The 23,111-nt window shown below is 40.6% G+C and carries 18 protein-coding genes; 10 read left to right on the forward strand and 8 right to left on the reverse strand.

What is annotated here, in order from left to right:
• Positions 1 to 24 precede the first annotated feature (24 nt).
• The gene (locus tag CYAN7822_RS16190; RefSeq protein ID WP_013323336.1) at positions 25 to 801 is read right to left on the reverse strand and encodes a type I restriction endonuclease; all 777 of its coding nucleotides are present in this window, start codon (positions 799 to 801) and stop codon (positions 25 to 27) included.
• A gap of 121 nt (positions 802 to 922) precedes the next feature.
• Between CYAN7822_RS16190 and CYAN7822_RS16195 the strand changes: the two genes are divergently transcribed.
• Both CYAN7822_RS16195 and CYAN7822_RS16200 read left to right on the forward strand, forming a co-directional pair.
• Positions 923 to 2,056 (forward strand): substrate-binding domain-containing protein, encoded by a 1,134-nt coding sequence (locus tag CYAN7822_RS16195; protein ID WP_013323337.1) that lies wholly within the window; start codon positions 923 to 925, stop codon positions 2,054 to 2,056.
• A 218-nt stretch (positions 2,057 to 2,274) separates the two neighbouring features.
• On the forward strand, positions 2,275 to 2,982 hold the full coding sequence (locus CYAN7822_RS16200; protein ID WP_013323338.1) for a Uma2 family endonuclease: 708 nt from the start codon (positions 2,275 to 2,277) through the stop codon (positions 2,980 to 2,982).
• A 98-nt stretch (positions 2,983 to 3,080) separates the two neighbouring features.
• Here the strand turns inward: CYAN7822_RS16200 and lysS are convergent, their stop codons facing one another.
• Positions 3,081 to 4,802, reverse strand: a complete 1,722-nt coding sequence (gene lysS / locus CYAN7822_RS16205; protein ID WP_013323339.1) for a lysine--tRNA ligase — start codon at positions 4,800 to 4,802, stop codon at positions 3,081 to 3,083.
• A gap of 59 nt (positions 4,803 to 4,861) precedes the next feature.
• Complete coding sequence (locus CYAN7822_RS16210) at positions 4,862 to 6,196, reverse strand: cytochrome P450 (RefSeq protein ID WP_013323340.1); 1,335 nt, start codon at positions 6,194 to 6,196, stop codon at positions 4,862 to 4,864.
• 118 nt (positions 6,197 to 6,314) lie between these two features.
• Here CYAN7822_RS16210 and CYAN7822_RS16215 point away from each other — a divergent pair, with 118 nt between their 5' ends.
• The 4 genes from CYAN7822_RS16215 to ftsH all read left to right on the forward strand — a co-directional run bounded on the left by CYAN7822_RS16215 (position 6,315) and on the right by ftsH (position 12,138).
• Complete coding sequence (locus CYAN7822_RS16215; RefSeq protein ID WP_013323341.1) at positions 6,315 to 7,802, forward strand: DASH family cryptochrome; 1,488 nt, start codon at positions 6,315 to 6,317, stop codon at positions 7,800 to 7,802.
• 82 nt (positions 7,803 to 7,884) lie between these two features.
• On the forward strand, positions 7,885 to 8,337 hold the full coding sequence (locus CYAN7822_RS16220) for a Fur family transcriptional regulator (RefSeq protein ID WP_013323342.1): 453 nt from the start codon (positions 7,885 to 7,887) through the stop codon (positions 8,335 to 8,337).
• A 37-nt stretch (positions 8,338 to 8,374) separates the two neighbouring features.
• Entirely contained in the window at positions 8,375 to 10,063 is a 1,689-nt protein-coding gene (locus CYAN7822_RS16225; protein ID WP_013323343.1) for a DUF3685 domain-containing protein, read from the forward strand.
• Between the two features lie 179 nt (positions 10,064 to 10,242).
• Positions 10,243 to 12,138 (forward strand): ATP-dependent zinc metalloprotease FtsH, encoded by a 1,896-nt coding sequence (gene ftsH / locus CYAN7822_RS16230; protein WP_049802709.1) that lies wholly within the window; start codon positions 10,243 to 10,245, stop codon positions 12,136 to 12,138.
• 85 nt (positions 12,139 to 12,223) lie between these two features.
• Here the strand turns inward: ftsH and mraY are convergent, their stop codons facing one another.
• Positions 12,224 to 13,321, reverse strand: coding sequence for a phospho-N-acetylmuramoyl-pentapeptide-transferase (mraY, locus tag CYAN7822_RS16235; protein WP_013323345.1), 1,098 nt, complete (start codon positions 13,319 to 13,321; stop codon positions 12,224 to 12,226).
• Between the two features lie 153 nt (positions 13,322 to 13,474).
• On the opposite strand from mraY, the gene CYAN7822_RS16240 reads away from it, so the two are divergent.
• Complete coding sequence (locus CYAN7822_RS16240; protein ID WP_013323346.1) at positions 13,475 to 14,068, forward strand: PAP/fibrillin family protein; 594 nt, start codon at positions 13,475 to 13,477, stop codon at positions 14,066 to 14,068.
• 151 nt (positions 14,069 to 14,219) lie between these two features.
• Here the strand turns inward: CYAN7822_RS16240 and CYAN7822_RS16245 are convergent, their stop codons facing one another.
• Together CYAN7822_RS16245 and btpA are read right to left on the reverse strand one after the other, a co-directional pair.
• Positions 14,220 to 15,203 carry a vitamin K epoxide reductase family protein gene (locus tag CYAN7822_RS16245; protein WP_013323347.1) on the reverse strand — a complete coding sequence of 328 codons (984 nt, stop codon included), beginning with the start codon at positions 15,201 to 15,203 and terminating at the stop codon, positions 14,220 to 14,222.
• 48 nt (positions 15,204 to 15,251) lie between these two features.
• On the reverse strand, positions 15,252 to 16,103 hold the full coding sequence (gene btpA, locus CYAN7822_RS16250) for a photosystem I biogenesis protein BtpA (RefSeq protein WP_013323348.1): 852 nt from the start codon (positions 16,101 to 16,103) through the stop codon (positions 15,252 to 15,254).
• Positions 16,104 to 16,593: 490 nt separating this feature from the next.
• Between btpA and rimO the strand changes: the two genes are divergently transcribed.
• The 3 genes from rimO (at position 16,594) to thrC (ending at position 20,915) form a co-directional block, all read left to right on the forward strand.
• Positions 16,594 to 17,904, forward strand: a complete 1,311-nt coding sequence (rimO, locus tag CYAN7822_RS16255) for a 30S ribosomal protein S12 methylthiotransferase RimO (RefSeq protein WP_013323349.1) — start codon at positions 16,594 to 16,596, stop codon at positions 17,902 to 17,904.
• A gap of 155 nt (positions 17,905 to 18,059) precedes the next feature.
• Complete coding sequence (locus tag CYAN7822_RS16260) at positions 18,060 to 19,508, forward strand: DEAD/DEAH box helicase (RefSeq protein WP_013323350.1); 1,449 nt, start codon at positions 18,060 to 18,062, stop codon at positions 19,506 to 19,508.
• A 282-nt stretch (positions 19,509 to 19,790) separates the two neighbouring features.
• On the forward strand, positions 19,791 to 20,915 hold the full coding sequence (gene thrC, locus CYAN7822_RS16265; RefSeq protein WP_425365324.1) for a threonine synthase: 1,125 nt from the start codon (positions 19,791 to 19,793) through the stop codon (positions 20,913 to 20,915).
• Positions 20,916 to 20,976: 61 nt separating this feature from the next.
• On the opposite strand, the gene CYAN7822_RS16270 is transcribed toward thrC, so the two are convergent.
• Positions 20,977 to 21,705: a hypothetical protein gene (locus CYAN7822_RS16270; RefSeq protein WP_013323352.1), complete on the reverse strand. Its 729-nt coding sequence runs from the start codon at positions 21,703 to 21,705 to the stop codon at positions 20,977 to 20,979.
• Entirely contained in the window at positions 21,693 to 22,952 is a 1,260-nt protein-coding gene (locus tag CYAN7822_RS16275) for an AAA family ATPase (RefSeq protein ID WP_013323353.1), read from the reverse strand. The genes CYAN7822_RS16270 and CYAN7822_RS16275 overlap by 13 nt, the downstream gene beginning before the upstream one ends.
• Between the last annotated feature and the right edge of the window lie 159 nt (positions 22,953 to 23,111).

Consider the following 23,111-nt stretch of genomic DNA (forward strand, 5'->3'; position numbering starts at 1 on the left):
GCTGGTGTTTCAGGGAAAATTATACTAAAACTCAAATAATCTAGTATATTCGTAACCCTTTGTTGAAAATATTTTTTTGTATTGATGAAAATCGGTTATCGTGTTTTTGCAAATCTGGTCATCTAAAGTTTCAAATTTAACCAAATGAGCGACTAAATCTAAAAAATATCGCTTATCAAAACTGTTTTGTATTAAGCTTTCTAACTCGCCTAAGTCTTGGCAAATCATAGCAGGTTTTTTAAGCTCAGTCCAAGCGATAAGTTGTCCGGTTTTACCCTGATAAATAAGCGAAAATAGCTGAAAATAACCCCAAAAAGAACAGTCCTTGAAATCAGGATTTTTAATAAGAATATTAGCTAAGGGTAAACCATTAATAAAAATAACAATTTCTCGGGAAATAATAGCGATCAGTTCTTGTTGATTTTTTTCGGGATTAATACAACCTAGCTCAACCACTAACCAATCATTATTAAGTAGATTATAACAATCTATCAGCTTGACTTTGTCATAAACAATTTGATCTTTAACTGGGTAGCAAACTGTCACTCCATTTCTTAAAAATGTACGGAAACGTTGACGTTTTTTTTCATCTTGAAAGTTAGCCAGCGAAACAATTTGATGAAAAGCTTCTAAAATAGCTGAAGTAGGAATTTGAGGATTGATCCGCTCTAAACACAGAAGAAGGCGCTCACCTAAAACTCCCTCCTCTTTAACCTGAATTGGCGCAAGATCTGACTCCCATAGGACGCTATAACCAAGAACCTCAAACCAAGTCAATATATCTATCTGATTGTTTGCCATACTTGGTGTTATGAATTATTTTTCGATGCCATGATATTAGCAAAGTGTTAAATTAACTTGCGTTATTGAAGATACATTTTGAGATCAAACCCCACCCCACTTTCTTTTAAAACCATAAACAATGAAACAAGACAAGGAGTTACGCAACAACATCAAGCAAATTCGCACTCGTTTAGGCTTAAGTCAGCAAGATTTAGCACAAGTGGCCGGAGTGTCTCGCCAAGCCATTAGCGGCGTAGAGTCTGGGCAGTATGCTCCCTCTGCTACGGTTGCTCTGCGTTTAGCTAAAGCTTTAGGCTGTCGAGTAGAAGATTTATTTTGGCTAGAAGACGATGACGCTGTTATAGAAGCACAGCCTACTGAAAGCGTTCCGATGGGACAACCTTTTAGACTCAGTTTAGCTCAAGTGGGAGGCCAATTGGTCGCTCATCCCCTGATTCAAGAAGATGCCTTTCGCACGGAAATTATTGCCGCAGATGGGGAAGGATGGCGAGAAAGCCAAGACTCTACCGTTAAAGTTAAACTTTGGACTAGCGCAGATGTGATTCATCGTACTGTGGTGATTGCCGGTTGTACTCCTGTACTGTCTTTATGGGCTAATGTGGCTGAACGTTGGTATCCCGACTTGCGGGTTTATTGGAGTTTTGCTAATAGCATGGAGGCATTAAACCGTTTAAAGCGCGGAGAGGTGCATATTGCCGGTGTGCATCTGTATGACCCCTCCACAGATTCTTATAATGAAAGTTTTGCTAAAGAGGTATTAACCCATCATTCAGCAGTGCTAATCAATTTGGGACTTTGGGAAGAAGGCCTATTAGTTCAACCCGGCAATCCTAAAAAATTGACAACCGTGTCACAGTTAACCGACTCCCAGATTCGCATAGTTAACCGCGAACAGGGATCAGGTTCTCGTCAACTGTTAGATCGTTTGCTAGAAGAGGCAAAAATTCCTCATACAGCTATCAACGGATTTAAACAAATTGTCAATAGTCATGTAGCCGTAGCTAGGGCGATCGCCAGTGGAGAAGCCGATGCTGGAGTCAGTACCAGAGCGTTAGCTACCGCTTTTGGGCTGGATTTTGTGCCTTTACAACAGACTCGTTATGATTTAGTGATTCTGAAACAGTATTTGCAAGAACAGCCGGTTCAACAAATGCTTAATATTTTAGGACATCATCGGCTTCATTCTCAGTTAATAGCACTTGGGGGTTATGATACCTCTCAGACAGGAGAAATTGTGGCTACCATTGCCTGATAAAAGAGGGATAATCCCGAAGATTTTTGTTAAGTTTTGTAATTTAATTTAAGTACCTAGACATCAATAATAGCCTAATCAGTTGCTGATATAAAGACCGTTGTTTAAACTCCTATTTATATCAGCCTTGATTTTTTTTGAGCGGCAGCTATAAGCATCCTCGATAAAATATTTTTAAGTTAAGATCAACAATAACCATCACCCTTAACCAAAAACCCATGACGATCACCGCACCCCCAACACCTGTTCAAACCGATGAAAAAAATGAGATAATTTTTCCTCAAGGCGAATTTTGGAGCGATGAACCCCCCTTGGAAAGTAACTTACATCTTCGGCAAATTGTATTATTAATTGAATGTTTAGAATGGCTGTGGCAACATAGAGATGATTATTTTGCGACAGGAAATTTAACCATTTATTATAGCCCCAATCAAAAAAAATCCGAATTTTTTCGCGGTCCCGATTTTTTTGTAGTATTAGGAACCACCAGAAACCAAAACCGCAGAAGTTGGGTAGTGTGGCAAGAAGATGGAAAATATCCGAATGTAATTATTGAAATTCTTTCGGACAGTACCGCTAAAGTTGATAGAGAAGAAAAGAAACAAATTTATCAAGATACTTTTCGGACTCCAGATTATTTTTGGTTTGATCCGGATAGTTTAGAATTTCAGGGATTTACGTTAATTAGTGGAACTTATCAACCCCTTGAACCTACTGAAGCCGGTTGGTTATGGAGTCAACAGTTAGGGTTATATTTGGGGATATATGAGGATAAATTGCGGTATTTTACGCCTGATGGACAATTAGTTTTTCATCCTTCTGAAGTAGCAACTCAAGAAAAACAACGGGCCGAACAAGAAAAACAACGGGCCGATCAATTAGCCCAAAAATTACGAGAATTGGGGATTAATCCTGATGAAATATGAGAGTAGAAGAGAATAAATCTCATAAGCTTATTTTCATCTAATCCTCAGATTTTTTCATAAACATAAAGAGCGGGTTGACACCCGCCTGTTTTCAGCTTTTATATCTCCCGATCAAACCCAAATTTATCTCGAATTTCAGCATTAAAAAACTGACCTTTTGAGGGAGCTTTTTCTAACTCCTTATATTTCGACTCAGGAATATCATGATATAAATAAACACTACCATTCAAAAATTCAACCCTCAAAACCTTTTTATCAGCATCATAATCAAACCCTTTTAAAGCCGCACTTTGACTCTTCAGTAGAGGGAAAGCAATCACATCTCGAATACTCGCAGAATCGGTTAATAACATCACTAAGCGATCAATCCCAATTCCTAACCCCCCAGTGGGCGGCATTCCATACTCTAAAGCGGTTAAGAAATCTTCATCTACACTATGGGCCTCTAAATCTCCGGCGGCTTTTTTCTCCGCTTGTGCTTCTAATCTTTCTCGTTGATCAATGGGATCTGTTAACTCAGAAAAACTATTGGCTAATTCTCGTCCAACAATATATAATTCAAACCTTTCTACTAACCCCGGTTTATTGCGATGAGGTTTAGCTAAAGGCGAAATTTCAACGGGAAAATCTAGGACAAAAGTCGGCTCAATTAAGCTTTCTTCTACCTTTTGCTCAAAAGATTCATAGAGTAACTTTCCAAGGGTCTTACAATCTTCTGAAACTTGTATTCCGGCTTTTTGCGCGGCTTTTTTCCCTTCCTCAAAGGTTTGAAATTGATTAAAATCTATCCCCGTTTTTTCTTCTACTAATTGGTGCATTGTTAAGCGCCGCCAAGGGGGAGTTAAATCAATTTCTTGGTCTTGATAGGTAACCTTTAAAGTTCCTAGGGCATCTTTAGCCGCATTGGTAATAATATTTTCCGTCAAAACCATCATATCGTGATAATCTGCATAAGCCTGATAAATTTCTATCGAGGTAAATTCAGGATTATGGCGCGTAGAAACCCCTTCATTTCTAAAAATACGTCCCATCTCAAAGACTTTTTCAAATCCCCCCACAATTAACCGTTTTAAATGTAATTCGGTAGCAATACGGAGATATAAATCCATCTCTAAGGTATTGTGATAGGTAATAAAAGGACGTGCATCAGCCCCGCCGGCTTCGCTTTGTAGCACAGGGGTTTCAATTTCTAAAAAGCCCTCTCCTTCTAAATAACGACGAATAGAAGCGGTAATTTGAGCGCGGCGGCGAAAAGTTTCTCGCACTTCAGGATTAATAATTAAATCCACATAACGCTGACGATAGCGTTTTTCAATATCGGTTAATCCGTGAAATTTATCCGGCAGGGGTAATAAAGATTTCGTTAAAATAGCGTACTCATTTACATAAATGGATAATTCCCCTTTTTCTGTCCGTTTAATGGTTCCTTTTGCCCCTAAAATATCGCCGGTATCCGTCAGTTTCATGACAGTATTAAACGCATTAGGTACATCGGCCATAGTTTGGCCAATTCTTTTTTTATCGAGATATAACTGTATCGTGCCGCTTTCATCTTGGAGATTAAAAAAGGCCAACTTACCAAACACGCGGCGGGCGATAATTCGTCCAGCAACAGCCACTTCTAAGTCCACTTCTTCGCCATTTTCTAAAGACGCATATTTTTCTTGTAATTGGGCCGCATGGTGGGTTGACTCCCATTTATACTCATAAGGATTCAATCCCAGTTGTTTGAGTTGTTCAACTTTCTCAAGGCGTGTAGCGCGAATTTCTTCAAGAGAAGAACCGGATTGGGGTTGAGGTTGGGATTGATTAGATGACATTGTTACAAATGAGTGAACAACTACAGGTAATAGATGTGTATTGGTTATTCTTACAGACTTTAATTATATCTATAAAACTTGACCAGAAGCCCAGAACCAGAATTTATGGTAGAAATAGGATGGAAAGAGAGGTCTTGATCGGGTAACAATTCCCAGTCATAATGACGCAACAGATGAACCGCAAATATTTTCATCTCCATTTGAGCAAACGTATAGCCTAAACAAATCCGCGATCCGCCGCCAAATCCTACTAGACTATACTCCATTTTCTTATTTTCGGCTCGTTCGGGACTAAAACGGTCTGGATCGAATTGTTCAGGGTTAGTATAAACTCGTTGATCTAAATGAGTAGCATCAATTCGGTAAAGCAGTTGCCAACCTTCCGGAATATAATAACCTCCAAATACACAAGGTTTCACTACTCCTCGAAACCCACCCGCCACAGGAGGGTAAAAACGTTCTACCTCTTTAAGAACTTGATCGAGATAGGTCATCTGTCTTAGTTGTTCTAAAGTAATTGAACCCTTTGGCGAAATATTTTCAATTTCTGTGTTCAAGCGAGCGCGTATTTGCCGATTTTGAGCTAAAACCATATTAAATGAGGCCAGCATCGAAGTAGTGGTTTCATGGCCAGCAAATAACATTAATAAAGCTTGAACTTTGAGTTCTTCTAAACTAAGACTATTCCCCTCTTCATCTCGGGTTTGTACCAATAACCCTAGTGCGTCAGATGTAGGGTGTTTTTGTCGTTCTTGTACGACCTTTTCTATATGGTTTAAAAGGCGGTCCCGGGCTTTTAAAGCTTTCGAGTAAGTTGTTCCAGGTAAGGCAATCGGTAACGTAAATAAGCCGCTCGTCAGTTCAGTAAACCATTGAGATAACATATCTGTCAATTCTCCGGGTTCACTGCCGATCAGTAAAATACTGGCAATTTCAAACGTCATCTTCTTTAATTCAAAAAACCAAGCAATACTGCCCTGTTTTTCCCAGTTATTCAGATAACGATCAATAATTTCCTCCATTGTTGTGATGTATTGGTTTAAAGCCGGACCGTGAAAAGCCGGCATGAGTAATTTTCGGTTACGTCGATGTTCTTCGCCATCTTGTAAAAACAGCGATCTACCTAATAATTCTCGAAACATTTTCGGCCAACCCTCTCGCCAAGAAAAGTGATCAAAATGAGTCGAGAGGATAAAACGGTTAGCTTCAGGCCCCATCAGGATCACCGTAGGACGACCGAAAAGATGTGTTTTAAAGACTGAACCGTATTTTTTGTGGCGCTTATTAGCAAAATTGCGGTCTTGAAGAAAACTGAGCGTTTCTCCTAAAATGGGTAAACCCAAATTCCCAGGCGGTAAAGGATAAGATTGACCGTCAAGCGTTCTTTGTGTCATGTTCTACTCAATAAAACAGGATAAAAAAATTATCTATACTTTAATATAAACGAAGTTGTTACAAAAGTTTAAAATTAGTTATAATAACCAATGACTAATGAGTAATGACTCCTGACTAATGAGCAATAAAAGAATTTTAATCTGGTATCGCAATGACTTGCGGCTACATGATCACGAACCTTTAAATAAAGCTTTAAAAGAAAAAGCCGAGATCATTCCTTTTTACTGTTTTGATGAGCGTCAATTTAGAAAAACTTCTTATGGATTTCCCAAAACCGGCAACTTTCGCGCCCAATTTCTATTAGAAAGTCTTGCTGATTTAAAAAAATCTTTACAGGAGCGAGGAAGCGATTTAATTATTCGTAAAGGGTTACCGGAAAAAATTATCCCTCAACTTGCCCAAGAATTAAAACTGACGGCAGTTTATTATCACCAAGAAGTCACAGCCGAAGAATTAGCCGTTGAAAAAGCTTTAGAAAGCGGCTTAAATAAAATCCGAGTTAAAACTGAAAGCTTTTGGGGAGCAACTCTTTACCATCCGGATAACTTACCCTTTAAAATTGCTCATATTCCTGAACTTTTTACCAACTTTCGCAAAAAAGTAGAAAAAGCTTCCACAGTTGACCCAATTTTACCCACGCCTAAAAGCTTATCTCCACTACCAGCCATAGAAATAGGCACTTTACCAGATTTAGCCGCATTAGGATTAGAAACACCGATTTTTGACCAACGGGGAGTTTTAAAATTTCGAGGAGGAGAAACAGCCGCCTTAGAAAGATTAGAAGAATATTTTTGGCAAAAAAACTGTTTAAAATCTTACAAAGAAACCCGAAACGGAATGCTAGGAGGAGATTATTCGTCTAAATTTTCTCCTTGGTTAGCCTCTGGCTGTATTTCCCCGCGTTATATTTATGAAGCCGTCCAAAAATACGAACAGCAAAGAGTCAAAAATGATTCCACTTATTGGTTAATTTTTGAACTGCTTTGGCGAGATTATTTTCGCTTTATTTGTGCTAAACATGGCAATAAAATCTTTTATCCATCAGGGTTACAAGGGCTTGATCTTCCTTGGAAAGAAGACTGGCAACGTTTTCAACTTTGGCAAGAGGGAAAAACCGGTTATCCTCTTGTAGATGCCAATATGAGGGAACTAGCCGCCACTGGATTTATGTCTAACCGAGGACGGCAAAATGTAGCCAGTTTTTTAACCAAAAATTTAGGGCTTAACTGGATAATGGGCGCAGAATGGTTTGAATCATTACTCATTGATTATGATGTCTGTAGTAATTATGGGAATTGGAACTATACAGCCGGAGTCGGCAATGATGCCCGAGGGTTTCGCTATTTCAATATTCCCAAACAATCAAAAGACTATGATCCATTAGGAGAGTACCTCAGACATTGGCTACCTGAATTAGCCGCCGTGCCAGGAGATAAAATTCATGAACCCTGGAAACTCTCCTCTGAAGAACAAAAACGCTATCAAGTCCGACTAGGGGTAGATTATCCTCAACCCGTCGTCGATTTCTTCAAATCCATCAAGACTAACGAAGCTATTTATAGCACAAGGGAAAAGGGAACAAGACTAATGACCAATGACAGATAACTGTTTCTGGACATTCTCGAGCCATCTAAGCTAAACTGGTAATGAGTTTGTATAAGAAATTTTGTAAATGTAGCCTCAAAATATGATGACACAAGGGGCAGATAATAAGCCAATTCGCTCCCTAGAGGATGCTATCAATAAATGTCAGGAACTAGGAATGCGGGTAAGTCGCCAACGACGATTTATCTTAGAACTGTTGTGGCAAGCACAAGAACATCTATCCGCGCGGGAAATTTACGATCGCTTAAATCAGCAAGGAAAGAACATTGGACACACATCAGTGTATCAAAATTTAGAAGCTCTATCGAGCCAAGGAATTATCGAGTGTGTCGAGCGGTGTGATGGACGACTCTATGGCAACATTAGTGATTCCCATAGTCATATCAATTGTATTGATACCAATCAGATCATTGACCTTCACATCACCCTGCCGGAAGATTTATTAAAGCAAATAGAAGCTCAAACCGGCGTTAAGATCACAGACTATCGGATAAATTTTTATGGTTATAAGCATCAAGAACCCAAACTAGATTAAACTAAGAACAAAAGTTATCAAAAAATCTTTAAGACTCGTGAGCAATGGTCGAATAACTCTATTCCTGATTGATGATGACCCAATATTTCGCCTAGGTTTAACAACGGCATTAGCGACCCGAGACAATTTAGAAATTCTAGCCGAAGGCGATACTCAGCAGGTTCGAGAAAAACTCACAGAACAAATTCCTGATGTGATCTTACTTGATCCCTATCCTAGGGGATGGCAATTGTCACAACAATTAAAAGGAGAATATCCCCAAGTTAAAATTTGCTTGCTCACTCAATCCTTATCTGTATCAGAACTTTTAGCGGCAAAAGAATCTGGTCTAGAAGCTTATTGTCCCAAAGGAAAAACTCTTGAGCAGTTAGTGACACTATTACACCATATTGCTTCAGGAGCCACCTATTGGCAAGACCTAAGCACGCTAATAGACTCTAACTCTCCAAATTTAAGCCAGAGAAAAAAATGGTTGAGCCGTTTATTTAGCTCAGGAATAGCTCAAATCGAACAAAGTTTAAGCCTTGTCAATAATCAACTGGAAAAACCACAGCTAACTAACCTAGATTGGTTATTTTGGACAGGGAGACGGCGTGAACTTTTAGCCTCTCGTTGGATAGTTCGCTCCTTAATGCCGCAAGAGGTTATCGAATTTTGTCAGCCTCCATCTCCAAAAGCGGCTAATAATCCTTTAAATGAAGAAACGAGTCCGGTTCTTTATGGGTCTAATTTTTCCCTCGTCAGTTCTTCTAATACCTTAACCGTTTCTAACCTTTTAGATGAAATTCTCACCAGAATTCAATTGGGTCTAGAAAATGCGACCAACGTTCCTTTAGAAATTGATATATTACCCCCCGAAAAACGACGAGAATTACTTTATTTAGTTTATAGCCAAGTTCGTAACCTCATTACTGAGTTTCCTTTACTAGACATTCCCCCTGAGCATTTACAAGAAAGATTATCGTTAATTTTATTAAGAATCTGGGAAAATTCCACTCGTTTATTTATTGAAATTTATTATCCCAATAAGCAAAAATTAGTTGACGGATTGTTAGAAGAAATCATCGACAGAGAAAGTCGTTCAGTTGAGCAAGATATTTTAACAAAAATTCCGTTAAAATATGACTTGTTCGCCTATCTTTTATATCAAAAAAATCTGTTAATTGAAAAAGTAGAATATAGACCCGAATCGCCAGAAGCACAAGCTAGAGCCGGCATCTTACTAGAAAATTTATTGGTGCAAATTGCCAATGGAGTAATAGCCGTAATCTTAAATAACTTTTTTGATCATGAGGCGATTCAAAAACTTTTATACAAAAGAGGAATGAGATCTTCAAGAGAAATCGCTCGATTTAGAAATCAATTATCTTGGAAATATAGAAAGGAAAAATATTGGCAAGAACCCAAAGATATATTTGAAAGTCAATATCGATTATGGTTTTTTAAAGGAGGAAAAATTAGCAAAATATTTATAGAATCACCCCGTCAGCAAGAACTGAATCAACTGAGCGGTATTCCTTGGATAATAACTATTGTCCTAGAAGTGCGAGATGCTGTGGCCCCAGGTATAAGAGCCATTATCGCCTTCATCGGGCAAGCAATCATCTATATTTTAACTCAGGTCATCGGCAAAGGCATCGGCTTGATCGTAAGAGGGATAATACAAGGAGTAGGCAACAGTTTAGAACAAGCTAGATACAGGAAAAATAGTCAACAAACTAAATAACTTGACAAGGATAGGAAGAATTTACTAGGAAAATCTTGCTCTTTGGCTTTCCCATCTTCCCGTTGATCGGGTGTGTTAGCTTAAAATGAAAACAGGGGTATCTCGCACAACAATTGGTTATGGAAAAGAAATCCTGGCTCAACTCTCACAAGCAATTGAAAAAAGCCGTTAATGCTGGTATGAAACAAAAGCAGAAAGAATCAACTCAAAAACCTAATATAGCTTCTAGGTATCTTAAATCCCTAGTAGCGAGCTTACTAATTGGTCAAACCCTCTTGACGGTAGCACCAGCACAAGCTCAGGGAAAAAGAGATAATCTACAGCAAAAGCAACAGGAGTATTCCTATAGCCAGTTGTTAAAGGACATAGAGCAAGGCAAAGTTGAAAAAGCTACCCTAGACCCCACCCTACAAAGAGCGCAAGTAATTCTAAAAGGGCAAGAAAAAGAACCGCCTAAAGATGTTGAAGTATTTAGTGGCGAAAATCCCGAATTAGTCGCCAAGCTCAAAGCAAATGGCGTAGAATTTGATGTCCAATCCTCATCCGATCACTCCGCCGTGATTGGAATTATGACAAACTTATTAGTTTTATTCCTACTATTTGGAATCGTTATCGTTATTCTGCGGCGCTCTGCCAATGCTTCCGGACAAGCGATGAACTTCGGAAAATCTCGAGCTAGGTTTCAGATGGAAGCTAAAACCGGCATCAATTTTGAGGATGTAGCCGGTATAGATGAAGCCAAAGAAGAATTACAAGAAGTGGTGACCTTCCTCAAGCAACCTGAAAAATTTACCGCCATTGGTGCAAAAATTCCCAAAGGAGTCTTATTAATTGGGCCTCCTGGCACCGGCAAAACCTTACTCGCCAAAGCCATTGCCGGAGAAGCCGCCGTTCCTTTCTTCAGTATCTCGGGTTCGGAATTTGTCGAAATGTTTGTCGGGGTAGGCGCATCCCGAGTGAGAGATTTATTTAAAAAAGCCAAAGAAAATGCCCCCTGCCTCGTCTTTATCGATGAAATTGATGCCGTCGGCCGTCAAAGAGGCGTGAGTTATGGGGGAGGAAATGATGAACGCGAACAAACCCTCAACCAATTATTAACAGAAATGGATGGGTTTGAAGGCAATAACGGCATCATTATTATTGCGGCTACCAACCGTCCTGATGTGTTAGATGTTGCCCTGATGCGTCCAGGACGATTTGACCGTCAAGTGATCGTCGATTATCCTGATATGAAAGGACGATTGGGAATTTTAGAAGTCCATGCCCGTAATAAAAGAATAGACTCAGCAGTGTCTTTAGAAGCCATCGCCCGCCGCACTCCAGGCTTTACCGGCGCGGATTTAGCCAATGTCTTAAATGAAGCGGCTATTTTTACGGCCCGTCGTCGCAAAGAAGCGATTACCTCACAAGAAATCAATGATGCCATTGATCGCGTCGTGGCGGGAATGGAAGGAACTCCCCTAGTAGATAGTAAAGCTAAACGACTCATTGCTTATCATGAAATTGGCCATGCCATCGTAGCAACCCTTTGTCCAGGCCACGATACCCTCGAGAAAGTCACCTTAGTTCCCCGAGGTCAGGCCAGAGGATTAACTTGGTTTACGCCGGATGAAGAACAAGGCTTAATGAGTCGTTCTCAAATCTTGGCACGGATTTCGGGTTTATTGGGGGGTCGAGTCGCCGAAGAGGTGATTTTTGGCGATACAGAAATCACCACCGGAGCCGGTAATGATATCGAAAAGATTACCTATCTGGCCCGCCAAATGGTGACTCGTTTCGGGATGTCCGATTTAGGTCCTGTGGCCTTAGAAGATGATACGGATAACCCCTATGATTGGTTTGGTCGTCGTTCCGACCAGCATTCGCTAGAACTGGCGGCTAAAATTGATAGCCAAATCCGCACGATTATTAATCATTGCTATGCCGTTTCTAAGGAAATTATTGAAGAAAATCGAGCCGCTATAGATCGACTTGTCGATCTTTTAATTGAAAAAGAAACCATCGAAGGAGATGAGTTTCGTAAACTGGTGAGCGAATATACTCAATCAGATAAAAAACTGGCTGTCTCTCATTGATGGTGCGGCTATCCCCTTTTTATTCCTGTAGAGACGTTAGCGATATTGTCTCTACTTTTTTTATGGGGGTTGTTTATTTAACTATTTAGCGGCTTAAAAACGCTAGAATTACCAACCCTGTATTAATTAAATAAAATACCCCAACAATTTGAGTTTCTGACCAGCCACTAAGTTCTAAATGATGGTGAATCGGAGCCATTTTTAATAACCGTTTGCCCTTGCCATCAGGACCTTTAGTGGCTTTGTAATAACTGACTTGAGCAATCACAGATAAAGCTTCAATAAAGAAAATTCCACTAATAATAAATACTGCCCAAAGATTACCACTGAGTAACCCAACAGCCGCTATGGCACCCCCTAAAGCTAAAGAACCCGTATCTCCCATAAATACCTTAGCCGGATTGCGGTTGTGAACGACAAAACCCAAGCAACCCCCACTCATACAGGCGCAAAAGATCATTAAACCCTCTGAAGTCGCAGCGACAACCGCCGCTAACCCCAAAAAGGCAATCGCTGCTGTGCCGCCAGCCAATCCATCTACCCCATCGGTTAAATTAGTAGAATTACTTTCAGCCACTAAAACAAAGGCGGCTAACAGCCAAAAAAACCATCCTAAAGGAATCACCCAATTTCCGGGTAAAGTAACATTAGTTAGGTTAGAGTCTCCAGTCCAGAACATCCACAGACAAAATAAAACGGCTACAGCAATCTGTAGCATCAGCTTCATTCTCGGGGAAATCCCTTTATTCGATTTTTGTCTGAGGACTTGCCAGTCGTCAATCCAGCCAATTCCCATATAAGCTAAAGTGACCACTCCGACGGCGATTACTTGAGGATCAAATTGTGACCCAATTAAAGCGGCAACAACCCCCACAGGAATAAAAAAGATGCCTCCCATCGTCGGGGTTCCGGCTTTCTTTAAATGGGTTTGCGGGCCATCTTCCTGGACAAATTGCCCGGTTTTAAACCAACGTAACAGAGGAACAACCCCATAACCTAATGCGGCACTGCTAATAGCACCAATACCAAGCGGCAAAAGCACTGAAAATTTTAGGTCTGTGGAAGCCGTCAGCATCCACCCAAAAAAAACGATTAATAAAAATAATAGTGTTGCTAATAAAATGAGTAAACTTGTTCCAGAGGGCTTGGTTAAGCTTGTAGATGAAAATAATTTTGTATCCACGATTCTTACAGACAATTAATTTTAGCGTTTAAGTGTTAAGTTTTATGATAGTCCTGTATTATGTCTGGTGTTAGCTTGTGGGTGTTCCGGTTCATGGGTTGATTTTCTCAACTTATGATATAAGGTAGCGGCAAGCTATTAAGGATGAGTCACATGAATGAGAAAACCAAATTGCTAGAAATTATCGCCGGCAAAAATCGAGGTTTACTAGCTAGTGAAGCTGACCGAGTTAGAGTGCTTTCGGCCATAGAACAACTCGAGGACCATAATCCTACCCCTAACCCCCTTGAAGCCAAAGATTTGCTCTCAGGAAACTGGCGCTTACTTTATACTACCAGTCGCGGAATTTTGGGCTTAGATCGTGTCCCCCTACTACAATTAGGACAAACCTATCAATGTATTCGAGCGGCTGAAGCTAGACTCTATAATATTGCTGAGATTGTTGGTGTGCCTTTTTTTGAGGGGATAGTGAGTGTGGCGGCTCGCTTTGAACCGGTTTCGGTGCGTCGAGTTAATGTCAAGTTTGAACGTTATATTATTGGTTTACAACGCTTTATCGGTTATCAATCTCCTGAGCAGTTTATTGAGGAGCTTGAAGCCGGTAAAAAATGGGTTTCTTTAGATGTGAGTTTAGAAAATCGAGAATCTCAGGGATGGCTAGAAATTACTTATCTTGATGAGGATTTACGCATTGGACGAGGTAATCAAGGTAGTGTGTTTGTCCTAGCCAAAGAAAAATTCAATTAGTCATTAGTTATTAGTCATTAGTCATTAGTCATTTGTTATGAATTATTGATTAGTCTGTTTTAAAACGCGCGTGACAGCCAAGATTTTCCTATGGCCTATGGCAAGAGAGCCTTTTACTGCTCTCTAAGGACTGATGACTATTGACTGATGACTATTGAGGTAATGTGTACTTAAAGTCAGTTGAGCCTTTATAACCCGATAACTCGGCTAATTTATCTAACTTTTGGGTGCCGGGATATAATTTGCCTTTAATTTCCCAAGAAGGAAATCCTGTCACTCCGGCTTTTTGACATAACTCCTGTTTAGGATTAATTCCTTGGGGATCACATTCTACATAATTAATTAACTCAAAGGCTTCTTTACCAAATAACTGTTTTTGATCATAGCAATGGGGACACCAGAACGCCCCGTACATTTTCGCACCGGATGCTGAAAGCTGTTTAGCTAGAGCCAGTTCTGCCTCTTTTGAAGTGGTGGTAATATCCCATCCTTTAGGCGGTTTAGCGTTTTCTGTGGGTTGAGGAATGACGATTTTTCCTTCCACAGTGGCTAGATGTCTATCAGGATTGACACTAGCATATACCCCTAAAACCCCCACTAATGTCACTGTGGCTACGATAATTCCTGTAAAAACCAGTTGCCCGAGTTCTTCCCACTCACGGCCTAGTAGCGTGACAATAAATAAGGCCAAAGAGCAAAGGGCTGACCCTATACAGTAATAACATTCTGCTCCAATCACCACCAAAGAGGTATAAATTAGATAAGCACTAAATACGGCCATTCCTGTTGAGCCAATAAATAGCAATAACCAAGTTACCTCTTCGACTTGTTTACGTAAGGGTTTATCGGTTTCTGGATTAATAGCATTGGGTGATAAGGCTAAAACGGCCATGGTGATATAAGCTACTAAGCCATATAAACTGAGGGGAAGTCCAAAAATTTTGGCATAGGCACTACTTAACACCCGATCACAACTTGATATTCCCGTTGCTTGATCAATGGGACAAGCGGCTTTTCCCCCAGTAAAAGCTAGAAAGGTTAAATAAGTAGTAATTAAAATTCCTATAAGCGCGATTCCCCCCAAGATGAAGCGGGAATAGCGATAAATCCAAGGAATGGAACGTCGGCGACTCATACCCAAGTTACTTGTTATCTTTGATCAGCTAACAGTGATTCTAGCAACTTATTTTTGAGGCAGTTTCACAGACGTTATAGATTGTGATGTTTCTTTAGCTGCACTCACTTCTCGCGCGGCTTCCACAAATTGGGAGACTCGAATGGGATCAATGGGTTCGTTGATCTTGCCATGACGTTTGAGAGAACTGGCCACAATTACCCCATTTGCCGCTTTCATCAGTTGACCGATGTTTTCCCAATTTGCCCCACTGCCGATCAAAACCGGCGTGCCTTTGGCGGCGCTTAAAGCTAATTCTAAGTCTTCTAAAGACGGAGGAGTACCGGTTGCCCATCCGGATAAAATCACAGCATCCGCTAATCCTCTTTCAATGGTATCTTGCACCGCATTGGTCAGATTCGCTGTTCCTAAAGGACGCGCATGTTTTACTAATACATCTGCTAAAATCGCTATTTCGCTGCCTAATTCTCGACGATAGCGCAGCAGTTGATGAGCTTGTCCTTCTATGATGCCCTGATCAGTTGCCATAATTCCTGTTAAAACATTTACCCGAATAAATTCGGCTTTGACACAGGAGGCGATGGCCATGGCACTTCTGGCATCATTCCGTAGTACATTTATTCCTACGGGTAAAACCACTAAATTTTTAATCCGGTCTACGATTAAGGTCATCGCGCTGACTACTGCCGGCTCCACTTGATCTTTGGCAAAAGGAGCATCAAAAAAATTTTCGACAATCAGGCCATCTACTCCGCCGGCTGCTAAGGCGGTTGCTTCCTGTTCTGCCCTTTCGATCACTGCGGTCAAATTCCCTCCCCAACGGGCAGAGGTAGGCAATGGCAACAGATGAACAACGCCGATGATAGGATTTTCCGTGTTAAAGAGTTGATTTAAATTCACCTTAGACAATACGCGAGCGTGGAAGACCCCATCTTTTCGCTCACTCAGGGCAAGCTTTTGAGTGGGGGAGAAAACGCGATATGGCTAATGAATTAGCCGTCCCCTGAAGGGGCCGATAGAAAGAGGTGCAGTTTCTACCCACTCCTGTTTGATAGCCGGAAACGCCTATCCTGCACGACATCATATTAGCTTCTCCTTGACTGTCTACCCGCCAGCTAGGAAGCTTAAAAGCCAACTTATTATTTTACTGTGAATTGGGTCAGCTTGATCACCTACTCCTTAATTAATTTTTTGTCCAGTTCGATAAGATTCTCTCTCTGAAATCGGTTAAAATATCTTAACAGTAAGATGGAGTTACCTCACTCCCCACCCCCTAACCATCCCAATTGGAATGGTTGAATCAATCTATCTGTAAAACCTCTATTTTACAATTCGGAGCGAGAAGGTAACTGCGCGTGTATTGTTAACCTTAAACAACGTATTTTCAAGAATGGGCAACAAGCCAACCATTGCTATTTCTCATCTCGGCTGCGAGAAAAATCGTATAGATTCAGAACATATGTTAGGATTGCTGGCACAAGCCGGCTATGGGGTTGATGACCCGGATTTGGCCGATTATGTCATTGTTAATACTTGTAGTTTTATCGGAGAGGCTAGGCAAGAATCCGTTCGGACTCTGGTAGAATTGGCCGAAGCTAACAAAAAAATTATTATTTCGGGTTGTCTGGCGCAGCATTTTCAAGATGAACTGCTCTGTGAATTACCCGAAGCCGTCGCCCTGGTGGGCACCGGAGATTATCATAAAATTGTTGAAGTGATCGAGCGAGTGGAAAGCGGACAACGGGTTAAAGAAATTTCCCCAGAACCCACTTACATCGCTGATGAAAATCTCCCCCGCTATCGCACCACTACTGAGGGAGTCGCTTATTTAAGGGTGGCAGAAGGATGCGATTATCGTTGCTCTTTTTGTATTATTCCCCATCTGCGAGGCAATCAGCGCTCGCGTTCCATTGAGTCCATTGTCGCTGAAGCCGAACAACTAGCCGCTCAAGGGGTTCAAGAAATTATTCTCATTTCTCAAATTACTACCAATTATGGGTTAGACTTGTATGGAGAACCCAAGTTGGCTGAACTCTTGCGCTCATTAGGGAAGGTAGATGTTCCCTGGATTCGCATTCATTATGCTTATCCGACCGGTTTAACGCCAAAAGTCATTAAAGCGATTCAACAAACCCCTAACGTCTTACCTTATCTCGATTTACCCTTACAACATTCTCACCCGGAAATTTTACGGGCGATGAATCGGCCTTGGCAAGGAAAGGTAAATGATAGTATTATAGAAAGGATAAAGGATACTATACCTGAAGCTATTCTGAGGACAACCTTCATCGTAGGATTTCCCGGAGAAACCGATGAGCATTTTGCTCACTTAGTCGAATTTGTCAAGCGACACCAATTCGATCATGTAGGTGTATTTACTTTTTCCCCTGAAGAAGAAACACCAGCTTACCGAATGGCAAACCAAATCCCTCAAGAGATTATGGAGCAAAGACGGGATACCATTATGCAAATCCAGCAACCGATATCCCTACAAAAAAATTGCGCTTGCATTGGAGACACAGTTGATGTATTAATTGAACAGGAAAATCCCCACACTGGTCAATTAATTGGTCGATCAGCCCGTTTTGCGCCTGAAGTAGACGGATTGGTTTATGTCGAAGGGGAAGCATCGTTAGGAAGCCTGGTGTCAGTAAAAATAAAAGATGCAGATATTTATGATCTTTATGGAGAAGTCGTTTAGCTAAGGAAACCCTCTGTGGATTAACTTCCTTGGCGCAAGTAATAGCACTTTTAGAATGCTCAATTTTAAGAGTGGAGATTGAAGCTCATATAAAGTGTAAATCCCGTTTTTTCCTTCAAGAACTATCAAACAATAACCAAATCATTAATTAACTTATGACCATTTCTTTCAAAAACCTAGGATTATCTGATGCCCGTGTTCAACATTTAGAATCAATAGGGTTTACTAATCCAACAGATATTCAGCAAAAAGCCATCCCTCTTTTATTAGAAGGTCACGATGTGGTTGGACAATCTCAAACCGGGACAGGTAAGACAGCCGCTTATTCGTTACCGCTATTAGAAAGAATTGATCGACATTCTCGATCAGTGCAAGCACTAATTTTAACACCCACTCGGGAGTTAGCACAACAAGTAGCTCAGGCTATTAAGGATTTTGTGGATGATCGGCGGCTGTTTATTCTAACCGTTTATGGGGGTCAATCCATTGATCGACAAATCCGCAGCTTAGAACGAGGCGTTCAAATAGTAGTGGGAACCCCCGGGCGAGTGATCGATCTCTTAGAACGCAAAAAATTGAGCTTAGATGAACTGCAAATGGCGGTACTCGATGAAGCCGATGAAATGTTAAGCATGGGCTTTATCGACGATGTGAAGAAGATTTTACAACAAACTCCTAGCACTCGTCAGACAGCCTGTTTTTCCGCCACCATGCCGCCAGAAATCAAGCGCTTGATCGATCAATTCTTAAAATCTCCAGTGGTAGTAAGTGCAACTCAGCACGAAGCAACCCCAGAAAGAATCGATCAGCACATTTATATGGTTCCCCGAGGCTGGTCAAAATTAAAAGCCTTACAACCGATTTTAGAAATAGAAGACCCCGAGTCGGCGATTATTTTCGTCAGAACCAAACAAACCGCTACCGAACTCACCGGTAAGTTACAAGAATCCGGACATCATGTGGATGAATATCATGGGAACTTGAGTCAAGCGCAACGGGAACGCTTAGTTCAACGTTTCCGCGAAGGAAAAATTAAGTTAGTGGTAGCCACAGATATCGCGGCAAGAGGTTTAGATGTAGAAGATCTCTCCCACGTGATTAACTTTGATCTACCGGATAACACAGAAACCTATATTCACCGCATAGGACGCACCGGACGCGCAGGCAAAACCGGAACCGCTATTTCTTTAATTGAACCCATTGACCGGCGGATGTTGCGCCAAATTGAGCATCGAGTCGGACATCGCTTAGATGTCAGTCAGCTACCGGACCGCTCTTTAGTAGAAGCCAAGCGGCTTTCCAAACTGCAAACCCAAGTGAAAGAAACCTTGGCCGGCGAAAGGATGGCCTCGTTCTTACCCCTAGTACGGGAATTAAGTGCAGAATACGATCCTTTAGCCATTGCGGCGGCGGCCTTGCAAATGGTCTATGACCAAGATTGTCCTAACTGGATGAAAACAGATTGGGAAGTGCCAAAAGAAACAGCACCCAAACCTATGCTCAAACAGCAACGCCGGTACAATAAGTCTGGTAAACCGAGTAAGTTTGAAAAGTCTGGTCGTCACGGCGATCGTAAACCGGTAATACAAAATCAGTCTCGTTAGGTTGAAATTAGACTGTCGGCGCAAAGCTTGCCATGAGGCTCTTGTTTGCGCCCTTAAACCCCATCAATTTTCGTCCCATCTGGGGGCACAAGTCAAAGCCCCCTGTTCAATATAAAATTAACTGATCAGCCCCAAATAAGAGAAAGCCGATAATCCACGCGAGAAATTTTCCAGACAAGCGGGTCAAAACTCGGTAAAATAGAAATCTGGGTGTATGACACTCCGCCATGCGCTAACAAGAAATTTGAAGTCTGAATATCCGCGATAAACTGGTCTATGGTAATGCAACAACTGAAAACACAGCAATCCATCAATAGCCACTCTTCAGAAACCCCCTCTAACTCAGACTTCAAGCCTTGGCGCGGCTTAATCGAAAATTATCGCCCCTATCTCCCAGTTACCGACACAACCCCGGTTATCACCCTCCTTGAAGGAAATACCCCCCTTATCCCCGTACCCTACATTTCTGAGCAAATAGGAAAAGGAGTAAAAGTATTTGTTAAATTTGATGGCTTAAACCCTACCGGTAGCTTTAAAGACCGGGGGATGACGATGGCTATCTCAAAAGCCAAAGAAGAAGGCGCAAAAGCCGTTATTTGTGCTAGTACCGGTAATACTTCAGCTTCGGCAGCCGCTTACGCCCGTCGTGCCGGAATGCGGGCTTTTGTGATCATTCCCGATGGTTACGTAGCAGTAGGAAAACTCGCTCAAGCGCTAGTCTATGGCGCAGAAGTGGTGGCGGTTCAGGGAAATTTTGATGATGCTTTAAAGATAGTACGGGGGCTATCAGAAAATTATCCAGTTACCTTGGTTAACTCGGTTAACCCTTATCGTCTCGAAGGGCAAAAAACGGCGGCTTTTGAAGTGGTAGATGTGTTGGGGAATGCGCCCGACTGGTTATGTATTCCGGTGGGCAATGCGGGTAATATAAGTGCCTATTGGATGGGTTTTTGTCAGTATCATCAAATCGGAAAATGTGATCGTTTGCCTCGAATGATGGGATTTCAAGCGGCTGGTTCTGCTCCCTTTATTTCAGGGAAACCTGTCTCTCATCCAGAAACCATCGCTACAGCTATCCGTATCGGTAACCCGGCCAATTGGGATAAAGCTTGGGGCGCAAAAGAAGCGAGTCAGGGAGAGTTTAACCCGGTTACGGATGCAGAAATTTTAGAGGCTTATCGTATTTTAGCCGCTCAAGAAGGGGTATTTTGTGAGCCAGCGAGTGCGGCTTCTGTGGCAGGATTGTTAAAGGTTAAAGATCAAGTGCCGGCTGAGGCGACGGTGGTTTGTGTGTTGACGGGTAATGGTCTGAAAGACCCAGGTTGTGCGATCGATAACTGTAATAATCAAGTTAAGGCGGGGATTACTCCGGATTTGTCGGTGGTTGCAAAAGTAATGGGATTTTAGTAAGTCGAAATTGTAGAGATGTTGGATGCAACGTCTCTATAATAACAGCTATTTGGATGATTTAGGTTTGATTCAAATTATTGAGATGATTGTAGAGTTCACGAAATAAAGGGCATTTTTGTTGAATAATTTTTGGATTAATTAACCATAATAGCTGAGAAGTATGTAAACTTTTGCTAAAAATGGTTAATTTACGTTCTCGATCTTCATAAAATCGTGTTGACTCAATCAGTAATTCTGACAATTTATCTTGACAGCAATCTCTTTCTGAATCATACTCACTAAAAGATTCAGGTGCATTAAAAGGGACTTTTTTTTCTGTGCTTAACCAATGCCGCATTCTTTGATGTCTGCTTCTAAAATCTGGATGTTTCCCTATAGAATTATCCCAATCAGCAATAATCCATGCTTCTATTTCTGGGGCGGAAAATCCGACAAATTTATCAATATTATTAATTTCAGGACTTTCTTGAATGGATGAGATTGCTTGCAAAAATGTTTGTTTCTGTTGTTCAGAATCACGGCAATCTAAATCATCAATAACTAAAATTAGTTGACAGATTTGTTTTGTATTGTTTAAAGCTATGGGTAATTCTCTTGTAATTTGTTCAATTAAACTTTGACCTGTTTTTCCATAACTCGCGGCTTTATTCGGTTTTGGTCCTGGTTTTTGGCGAATCGGTGTTTTGCGTTCAAATCGACAATTAGGAAAGTTTTGTTGTAGAAACGGAATTAACCCTCTGACTTCTGCTTCACCTCCACCGGCAAAAACCCAAACTACCACGGCCATCCCCCTACACTGGGATCTCCCACTCGATATAAATCTCCTAATTGCCATCCTTCATCGAGTTTTGTGTCTAGCATATCTTTAGATAAATTAGTTACTGAAAAATGGCTTTTATCACTACCATAAAAACAGAAAACATTCTCTAAAGAATCTGTAAAGTGATCTAATAAATCTGGACTGTGGGTAGTAATAATAATTTGGGTTTTTGTGGCGGCTTCTTTAATCCATTCTGCTAATATTGGCATCCAAGCAACGTGCAAGCCTAATTCTGGTTCATCAATGACTAATAAAGAAGGTAGATGAGGAGAAAATAAGATTGTAGCCCAACATAACATTCTTACAGTTCCATCTGACATTTCATTAAGATAAAATGGCTCATTAATTCCGTCAAAATACCATTCTACAGTTAGAGATAATTGGCCTGAACGAATGGCTCTAACACGGCGAGTTGTTGGCAGAATAGATTTTACTGCTAAATTAATTTTATCCTCAAAATCAATTTTATAGCTTAAATTATCTAAGACTAATGGTAAATTATCTCCAGAAGGAGATAAATAAATATCACTAAGTCCTAATTTAGGCTCTGAGGTTCTTATTAAATTTAAATTCATATTATTAGCATTATAAAATTGCCATTTTGAGACAGTTTCTACAATTTCTTGTCTAATTTTATATACAGGAGTATTTGTAGGAGGAAATGGACTATCTTCTAGAAGGCTGGAAATGGCAGCTAATCCTAAAATCTTATTAGAAATATTAGTTAATACTTCAAAGCGAGTTCTTTTCTCTTCTGGATTATATACAGAAATAACACCTTGATTGACTTCTTTATTATGAAATTTGTAATAATAAAAAGGTTCGGAATTATTGTAATTTTCATAAAAAGTATCTCCTCTATATAAAAATTCTTCTGAAATACTTACTCTTTTATCACTACAAAAAATTTTTAAATCTAAAATCCTATTATCAGAAATATTAAACCCATAGACCAACCGAAGTTGTGCAGGACTAAGTATATTCCGGTCTAAAATCCGATCCCCTCCGATTTTATAAATTGCATCTTCAAAGCTACTAACCCCCCGGCTTTGCTCAGGAACAGTGGTTAGACAGTCTTTTAAAAACTTTAAACAATTAATTAAATTACTTTTACCCGAACCATTCGAGCCGATAAAAATATTGAGATTTTTCAACTCTAGTTTATCGGGTAGAGCCAGATTTTTGTAATTTTGAAGATATAAAAAAGACAGCATAAGAATTTATATTTATTTTCATTCATTGATGTTAATGGTGGGATTGATCCCCCCAACCCCCCTTATTAAGGGGGGCTAAAACGTAGGAAATTCTGAGCGTAAAAAGGTAGACTATTTCATTTTTCTTTTCCTTATTAAATATTGAAGCCGGCCCAGGCG

It is taken from the genome of Gloeothece verrucosa PCC 7822, assembly GCF_000147335.1.
Taxonomy (GTDB): Bacteria; Cyanobacteriota; Cyanobacteriia; order Cyanobacteriales; family Microcystaceae; genus Gloeothece; species Gloeothece verrucosa.

What these genes read in the sequence shown, in the direction of transcription:
- CYAN7822_RS16220 (WP_013323342.1), top strand. Translation starts at nt 7,885, where the DNA reads ATGATGACACAAGGGGCAGATAATAAGCCAATTCGCTCCCTAGAGGAT.
- ftsH (WP_049802709.1), top strand. Translation starts at nt 10,243, where the DNA reads ATGAAACAAAAGCAGAAAGAATCAACTCAAAAACCTAATATAGCTTCT.
- CYAN7822_RS16260 (WP_013323350.1), top strand. Translation starts at nt 18,060, where the DNA reads ATGACCATTTCTTTCAAAAACCTAGGATTATCTGATGCCCGTGTTCAA.
- CYAN7822_RS16275 (WP_013323353.1), bottom strand. Translation starts at nt 22,952, where the DNA reads ATGCTGTCTTTTTTATATCTTCAAAATTACAAAAATCTGGCTCTACCC.
- CYAN7822_RS16270 (WP_013323352.1), bottom strand. Translation starts at nt 21,705, where the DNA reads ATGGCCGTGGTAGTTTGGGTTTTTGCCGGTGGAGGTGAAGCAGAAGTC.
- CYAN7822_RS16210 (WP_013323340.1), bottom strand. Translation starts at nt 6,196, where the DNA reads ATGACACAAAGAACGCTTGACGGTCAATCTTATCCTTTACCGCCTGGG.
- CYAN7822_RS16195 (WP_013323337.1), top strand. Translation starts at nt 923, where the DNA reads ATGAAACAAGACAAGGAGTTACGCAACAACATCAAGCAAATTCGCACT.
- rimO (WP_013323349.1), top strand. Translation starts at nt 16,594, where the DNA reads ATGGGCAACAAGCCAACCATTGCTATTTCTCATCTCGGCTGCGAGAAA.
- CYAN7822_RS16245 (WP_013323347.1), bottom strand. Translation starts at nt 15,203, where the DNA reads ATGAGTCGCCGACGTTCCATTCCTTGGATTTATCGCTATTCCCGCTTC.
- CYAN7822_RS16190 (WP_013323336.1), bottom strand. Translation starts at nt 801, where the DNA reads ATGGCAAACAATCAGATAGATATATTGACTTGGTTTGAGGTTCTTGGT.
- CYAN7822_RS16240 (WP_013323346.1), top strand. Translation starts at nt 13,475, where the DNA reads ATGAATGAGAAAACCAAATTGCTAGAAATTATCGCCGGCAAAAATCGA.
- lysS (WP_013323339.1), bottom strand. Translation starts at nt 4,802, where the DNA reads ATGTCATCTAATCAATCCCAACCTCAACCCCAATCCGGTTCTTCTCTT.
- CYAN7822_RS16200 (WP_013323338.1), top strand. Translation starts at nt 2,275, where the DNA reads ATGACGATCACCGCACCCCCAACACCTGTTCAAACCGATGAAAAAAAT.
- thrC (WP_425365324.1), top strand. Translation starts at nt 19,791, where the DNA reads ATGCAACAACTGAAAACACAGCAATCCATCAATAGCCACTCTTCAGAA.
- CYAN7822_RS16215 (WP_013323341.1), top strand. Translation starts at nt 6,315, where the DNA reads ATGAGCAATAAAAGAATTTTAATCTGGTATCGCAATGACTTGCGGCTA.